Below are 6,662 nucleotides of genomic sequence, written 5' to 3' on the forward strand. Positions count from 1 at the left end.
CCCCAGGACCTGCCCGTGGTGGTAGTGCCCGGCGCCGATCATTTCTTTCACCGGCGCCTGCACCTCATCCGCGACATCGTCACCCGGGCCTGGCGGCACTGATGGACATTCCCCTCGCCGTTCATGAGTTGAGAAAATCCTACGCCGGCACCCCGGTGGTGGAAGGCCTCTCCTTCGCCCTGACGCCGGGCAGCTGTTTTGGCCTGCTCGGCCCCAACGGCGCCGGCAAGACCACCACCCTGAAGCTCTGCCTGGGGCTGACCGCGCCGGATTCGGGCCGCATCACCCTGGCCGGGCTGCCGATCCCCGCCCGCGCCCAGGCCGCCCGGGCCCGCACCGGGGTGGTGCCCCAGTTCGACAACCTCGACCCGGATTTCACCGCCACCGAGAACCTGCTGGTATTTGGCCGCTATTTCGGCATGTCGAAGGCCCAAATCAGCGCCCGCATCCCCTGGCTATTGCAGTTTTCCGGCCTGGAGAGCAAGGCCGATGCCCGCATCGCCACCCTCTCCGGCGGCATGAAGCGGCGCCTGACCCTGGCCCGCGCCCTGGTGAACGACCCCGACATCATCTTCCTGGACGAACCCACCACCGGCCTCGACCCCCAGGCCCGGCACCTGATCTGGGAACGCATGAAGCAGCTCAAGGTGGCCGGCAAGACCCTGCTCCTCACCACCCACTTCATGGACGAAGCCGAGCGCCTCTGCGACCGGCTGATCATCATCGACCACGGCAGAAAGATCGCCGAGGGCAGCCCCCGGGAACTGATCGCCACCCACATCGAACCCCAGGTGGTGGAAGTCTATGACGAAGCCGCCGGCGCCCTCGCAGCCTTCGTGGCCGCCCAGCGGCACAGTAGCGCCCGGGTCGAGGTGAGCGGCGAAACCGCCTTCTTCTACTGCCAGGACCCCCAGCCCCTGCTTGCCGCCCTGGCCGAGGCCAGCGGCCTGCGTTACGTGCACCGCGCCTCCAACCTCGAAGACGTATTCATCAAGCTGACCGGGCGGGAACTCCGGGATTGAGTCCTGAGCAGGGCGCTGGTCTGGTGGAGTTGTCCGGGAGGATCAACTCACGGACAAACAAAACCCCGCCGCAAGCGACGGGGTTTTGAGGGGCGGTTTTGAAGGTGGCTGGCCGTTTTACTTCCTGGCCGCTTCAGCCGCGGGGGCTTCCTGCTCTGCGCCGGGCTTGACCTCGGCGGCCTTTTGCTTTGCATGCCTTACCTTCTTTGCCGGCTTTTCAGTCGCCTTGGGTGCATCCCCCCTGGCTTCGGCCTTCACTTCGGTCCTGGCGTCAGCCTTGATGGCATCCCCCTTTTTTTCCACGGCAAGAGCCGCAGGGGTAGCCGGAGTGGCAGGGGTGGCGGGCTGGGCAAAGGCGGCACCGGTGAAAGCGGAAACGAGGGCAATGGCGGCGATTTTCTTGATCATGATGTAAAGCTCCTGTGTTGAGTCTGGATTAACTCGGTCGGTTTCTTCCGGCCTTGCGAAGATCAACGCGGCTGGGTCATAGAAGGATTGCAGCAACAAGGTAACGCGGCGTGACGCTTCATGACGTCGCAGCGTCCTTGAGTCAGGGGCCCATGGGCGGCAGGGTGATGCAGAAGCGGGTCAGGCCCCCGGCGGATTCGGCGTGAATGCTGCCGCCGTGGGCGGTGATGATGGAGCGGGTGATGGCCAGCCCCAGCCCGGCGCCCCCTTCACCGCCCCGTCCGCGGGCCGCGTCGACCCGGTGGAAGCGTTCGAAAATCCGCTCCAGTTGCGGGGCCGGGATGGGCGGACCCGGGTTTTCCACGCGGATGGCCGTGCGGCCCGTGGCGTCCGGCTCGATCGTGACCCGGATCAGGGCGCCGGGCGCCGTGTGGCGCAGGGCGTTGGAAAGCAGATTGCCCAGGGCCCGGCGCAGCATCAGGGCGTCGCCGCTGACCGTGGCGCTGCCGCTCAGCTCCAGGCGGATGCCTTGTTCCTCGGCCAGCAAGCCGTAAAACTCGAACAGGGACTGGAGCAGCCCGGCCAGTTCCACCGGTTCCCGGTGCGGCACCATCAGGCCGTTTTCCGCCTGGGCCAGGAACAGCATGTCGCCGATCATGCGCGACAGGCGTTCGTGCTCCTCCAGGCTGGAATACAGCACTTCCCGGTATTCCCCGGCGCTCCTGGCCCGGCTCAGGGCCACCTGAGTCTGGGTCATCAGGGCGGTGACCGGGGTGCGCAGTTCGTGGGCGATATCCGAGGCAAAACCGGAGAGGCGGGCGAAGGCCTCTTCCAGCCGATCCAGCATCTGGTTCAGCTCCCGGGCCAGAGGGCGCAGTTCCAGCGGCAGGGTCGCGGCTTCCAGGCGCTCGTGCAGCCGTTCGCCGGACACCCGCCGGGCCAGGCCCAGCAGTTGCCCCAGGGGCGCCAGGCCGCGCCGGGCGGCGATCCAGGCAAACAGGAGATTGGCCAGGACGGCCAGGCCCAGGGCCCAGCCCAGGGAGCGGGCGAAGCCGGCCATGAAGTGCCGGTGATGTTCGATATCCACGGTGATGGCCACCTGCACCGCTTGCCCATCGGCGGTGTGGGCCTGGGCCAGGATGCCGCGTTGGGGGTGCTGGCCCGGGTCGGCGCCGGTGCGGGCCGGAGGATGGGCTTCGTTGCCGGGGGCGGCCGGTTCGTGCAGCAGCCATTCGGGGATGCCGGCGGCGCTGGTGAAGAGGGGGAAACCCTCCCGGTCCAGCACCGTCAGCCCCAGGTGCGGGTGGCCGACCAGGGCCGGGCCCAGGCGCGCCGGCAGGGCCTCCAGCAATTCGTCCGCCGGCAGGGCGACCAGGATGCTGCGAATCAGGGTCAGCTTGCCGTGCAGTTCCTCCAGGTCGCCTTCCTGGAAATGGACATCCACGGCCCGCCCCACGAACAGCCCCAGGCCGAGCAGGATCAGGGAGGACAGCAGGGCAAACAGCAGCGCCAGGCGCAAGGTGAGGGAAGAGCGCAGCGCAAGGGTCATGGCTGTTCCGGCGCTTCCAGCACATAGTCCATGCCGCGCCCGGGGCGGATCCGTTTCGGTTTGCAGGGGTCGTCCATCTTGGCGCGCAGGCGGCGCACCGCCACTTCGATGAAGTTGGCGGTGGCGGTGGCGGTGGCGGTGGCGGTGGCGGTGGCGGTGGCATTCGGGATGAGCCTGGCAGCCAAGCCCGGGAGGTGCCCGGTGGCCTTGGCCATGTCGGCAGTAACGTCATGTTTTAGCATCGTCGGCTTTCTTGCGGTGAGGGTGGGAGTGCCGGGCTGGGCAGCAAGGCCAGCGCCAGGCCCAGAATCGAGGCCGGATGGGCGTTCCTCCCGGTCGGAAGCCGTAGCTCGATCCGGAGAATTCGGCCTCGAAGATCGGTGCGAGCACTTGATGCAACGCTTGCTGGATCAGTCGATCCGTCAGCATCGGAATGCCGAGCGCCCTGACCCCGCCTTGCGGCTTGGGTATATCGACCCGGCGTACCGGCGCGGACGTGGTACTCAGTCGCCGTTTCCCGGAAATCCACCACGTCCAGTCCGGGTAGGTTGAGGATAGTGACGGGCAGGGCATACAGACTCGAGGGAAAGCCTGATTATCGGATTTCCGCCAGTTCCTTGGCTTGAGTCGGCCACCACGGCTTGAATGTCGGCCAGCCGGTAATGAGGTTTGCGCTTGTCCACGACCGGACATTAACCTGAAACACCACTAACCGCTAAGGTTACGCCCCAAACAGGAAAGCACTTGAAAAATACCCCCATTGCACGCCGACCGACATTGAGGCGGCGGATCATGTCGGGTCAGCAGTGCAGGAGGCGATGAAGGCCGAAGGTAGGATTCTGCTGGGCAAACCGATTACCACGGCCATGTTGCACAGGCAGATCGAGGAAACCGGGAAGTTCGAGGGAGCCATTCCTGTTGGTGACCGGGCAGCATCCAACGATGAAACTGCCCCAGAAGCGAACTTCGTCCACCAGAAACTCCGAAGCCCTTGAAAAAGAAGGTAATATCGAAATATGATCCATGCCCGATTTTTGCGTAACCGAAATAGACGGAGGTGTTGCCAGCATGAACGAACGGGTTCTTGACCTTCAGGCGGAGCTTGCCGAGCTCGCCGCCATCGAAGCCGAATCCATCGGCTGGCTGCCGCTGGGCGAAGGGGCCTATCTGCACGTAGGGAATCCCGACGAAGATTTCGTCATCACGGTGACCGGCATGCCGGATGCGGGGATGGCGGGGATGAATGTGTTGTGGATGGGAGGGTGATGCCAAAGACCGGCAAATTCGATCCCGCGCTGATCGCCGTGCCCATCGAGCGCGAGCACAGCCGCCTGGCCCGGTCGGGCCGGGTCGAGCCCGGTTGAGCCCGGTTGAGCCCGGTTGAGCCCGGTTGAGCCGCTGGAGCAAGTGCGGCACGCGCCGTTCTTCGACAAAGAAATCGAGGGGTCTTCCAGGCTGTTCCTGCTGGCCGTGGGGATGGTCCCCGGAAGGGTCCCTGTCGTCCCTGCCCCTGTTCCTCCCCTGTTCCTCCCCGTCCAGCATGTGGGCAGCCGGCGCGTGCATGGCCGGCGCGGGCGGAAAACGGAGCCGGGCCGGGATGAAATCCCGCATGGGCGGTCCCGCTTTAGCGGCGCACGAAGCGTGATTGGCGCAGCTCCAATCGGGTCAAGGGATGAAACGGGAGCCGCCCGCTTTCTTGCAAAATCCTTTGAAAAATCCGGAGGGGATGCGGTCGCCCTGTAGTCAGGCTGTTTTTACGCCCATCGACCCGCAAAGTGAGCCATGCCGGCTGTCCTGCGCTAATTTGTCGCCCGAAATCGGCGATACTTGCCAGCCATTCATCCTGCTTTGTCCCCTCCATGAACCGCCCCCCCAGCCTCCGCTTTCTCATGGCCCACCCGGCCCACTTCATTGCACTGGGCTGCGGCAGCGGCCTCTCCATGTGGGCCCCGGGCACCGTCGGCACCCTGTTTGCCTGGCTGACCTTCGCATGGCTGCGCCCGCATCTGGCCGACGGCCCCTTCCTGGCCCTGCTGGCCATCGCCTTCGTGCTCGGCGTCAGCGCCATCCACAAGACGGGTCGAGCCCTGGGTGTGGTGGACCACGGCAGCATCGTCTGGGACGAGATCGTGCCATTCTGGTTCGTGCTGCTGCTGACCCCGGCGGGCTTTGGGTGGCAGCTGGCGGCTTTTGTCCTGTTCCGCCTGTTCGACATCACCAAACCCCAGCCCGCCCGCTGGTTCGACGAACACGTCAAGAATGGCCTGGGAGTGATGATGGATGACGTGATTGCGGCGTTCTACGCCCTGCTCGGGATTGCGGTGCTGAAATGGCTGCTGAACTGAATCAGGCTGGCCTGGAGGCCCTGGCGCAGCAACTCGGGGAACGACTGCTGGCCCGGGGCTGGATGCTGGCCACGGCGGAATCCTGTACCGGCGGCTGGGTGGCCCAGTGCCTCACCGCCATTGCCGGTTCTTCCGCCTGGTTCGAGCGGGGTTTCGTCACCTACTCCAACGCCGCCAAGATGGACATGCTGGGAGTGGCAGAACGGCTGCTGGAAAAACACGGGGCCGTCTCCGAGCCCGTGGCCCGTGCCATGGCCCAGGGCGCCGTGGCGCACAGCAGGGCTCAGTGGAGCCTGGCCATCACCGGCATTGCCGGGCCCACAGGGGGGAGCGCGGAAAAACCGGTGGGCATGGTGTGTTTTGCCTGGGCCAGCCCGGATGGCGGCTGCACCGCCTGCACCCGGTACTTCGACGGAGACCGCGCCGGCATCCGCCGCCAGGCCGTGGCCTTCGCCCTGGAAGGGCTGCTGCTGCAACTGGAAAAGTAGCCTCGGCCCTGAGCCTTGAGCGCCAGGGGGTGATACCGCCTCCCGATCCGACTTCGCCTTGCCCGCGCTGCCGGGTCCAGCCGGATCTTTGCTTCACGGGCGTTGCCGCTTGCGCCGCCTTGAAACCTTCCTGCCGCTAAAATGCCAGGATCTTTTCCTGCGACCAACCTCCTTTCGTGCCCATCGATCCGCCAGCTGACGCCTCGGCCCAACTCAAACCCAAATGCCTGAGCCTCGACCTGGAAGTCGGTCGCCAGTCGGCCCGGATTCATCAGTTGGGGGCGGTACGGGGCGACACGGGAGAATCCCTGAGCTTTCCCCCCGGCGACCTGGATGAAGCCCTGGCCAAGCTGGACGCGCTGGCCGACACAGCGGCCTTTCTTCTGGGTCATAACCTGGTCGCCTTCGATCTACCCCATCTGCGGGCCACCCAGCCCAATCTGCGCCTGCTGGGAAAGCCGGTGGTAGATACCCTGCGCCTCAATCCCCTGGCTTTTCCGCAGCATCCCTATCACCACCTGGTCAAGCATTATCAGGACGGGCAGTTGCTCGGCCACCGCCGCAACAACCCGCTCCTGGATGCAGAACTTGCCCTGCAGGTCTTCATCGAGCAGGTACGCAGCCTGGAACAGGCCCAGGCCGGACAACCGGATCTGCTGCTGGCCTGGCACTGGCTGACCACCCGCGATCAAGGCGTGTCCGGGCTCAACAGTTTTTTCATGAAGATTCGCGCCCGTCCCCAGCCCGGGGACGAGGAAGCCCGCGCCGCCATCACCCGGCTGCTGCACGGCCAGTGTTGCCAGCTGGCCAGCCAGCAGATCGTGGAGCAAGCGGAGCGACTGGGCTGGCC

General features: G+C 65.7%; 7 protein-coding genes and 3 pseudogenes. 6 read left to right on the forward strand and 4 right to left on the reverse strand.

The genetic code is table 11. From position 1 onward, the window contains the following. Together WBH99_RS00260 and WBH99_RS00265 are read left to right on the forward strand one after the other, a co-directional pair. Nucleotides 1-102: pseudogene (locus WBH99_RS00260) on the forward strand (alpha/beta hydrolase); the annotation flags it as partial. Continuing rightward, a complete protein-coding gene (locus tag WBH99_RS00265; RefSeq protein WP_424218095.1) occupies nucleotides 102-1,022 on the forward strand; it encodes an ATP-binding cassette domain-containing protein in 921 nt (306 codons plus the stop codon). The pseudogene WBH99_RS00260 and the gene WBH99_RS00265, both read left to right, overlap by 1 nt. 117 nt (nucleotides 1,023-1,139) lie before the next feature. Here WBH99_RS00265 and WBH99_RS00270 read toward each other — a convergent pair whose 3' ends face one another. The 4 genes and pseudogenes from WBH99_RS00270 to WBH99_RS00285 form a co-directional block, all read right to left on the reverse strand. Beyond that, nucleotides 1,140-1,430, reverse strand: coding sequence for a hypothetical protein (locus WBH99_RS00270; RefSeq protein ID WP_424218096.1), 291 nt, complete (start codon nucleotides 1,428-1,430; stop codon nucleotides 1,140-1,142). A 142-nt stretch (nucleotides 1,431-1,572) separates the two neighbouring features. After that, nucleotides 1,573-2,979 (reverse strand): heavy metal sensor histidine kinase, encoded by a 1,407-nt coding sequence (locus WBH99_RS00275; RefSeq protein ID WP_424218097.1) that lies wholly within the window; start codon nucleotides 2,977-2,979, stop codon nucleotides 1,573-1,575. Beyond that, nucleotides 2,976-3,095, reverse strand: a pseudogene (locus WBH99_RS00280) (DNA-binding response regulator); the annotation flags it as partial. The gene WBH99_RS00275 and the pseudogene WBH99_RS00280, both read right to left, overlap by 4 nt. A gap of 684 nt (nucleotides 3,096-3,779) precedes the next feature. Beyond that, a complete protein-coding gene (locus WBH99_RS00285; RefSeq protein WP_424218098.1) occupies nucleotides 3,780-4,049 on the reverse strand; it encodes a hypothetical protein in 270 nt (89 codons plus the stop codon). On the opposite strand from WBH99_RS00285, the gene WBH99_RS00290 reads away from it, so the two are divergent. The 4 genes and pseudogenes from WBH99_RS00290 to WBH99_RS00305 form a co-directional block, all read left to right on the forward strand. Beyond that, nucleotides 4,048-4,245: a hypothetical protein gene (locus tag WBH99_RS00290; RefSeq protein ID WP_424218099.1), complete on the forward strand. Its 198-nt coding sequence runs from the start codon at nucleotides 4,048-4,050 to the stop codon at nucleotides 4,243-4,245. The genes WBH99_RS00285 and WBH99_RS00290 overlap by 2 nt on opposite strands. Before the next feature lie 593 nt (nucleotides 4,246-4,838). After that, nucleotides 4,839-5,324, forward strand: a complete 486-nt coding sequence (locus WBH99_RS00295; RefSeq protein ID WP_424218100.1) for a phosphatidylglycerophosphatase A family protein — start codon at nucleotides 4,839-4,841, stop codon at nucleotides 5,322-5,324. After that, nucleotides 5,309-5,812: a nicotinamide-nucleotide amidase gene (gene pncC, locus WBH99_RS00300; protein ID WP_424218101.1), complete on the forward strand. Its 504-nt coding sequence runs from the start codon at nucleotides 5,309-5,311 to the stop codon at nucleotides 5,810-5,812. The genes WBH99_RS00295 and pncC overlap by 16 nt, the downstream gene beginning before the upstream one ends. 176 nt (nucleotides 5,813-5,988) lie before the next feature. Continuing rightward, nucleotides 5,989-6,662 (forward strand): annotated as a pseudogene (locus WBH99_RS00305) (RecQ family ATP-dependent DNA helicase); the annotation flags it as partial.

It is taken from the genome of Azovibrio sp., from assembly GCF_049658005.1.
Classification (GTDB): Bacteria; Pseudomonadota; Gammaproteobacteria; order Burkholderiales; family Rhodocyclaceae; genus Azovibrio.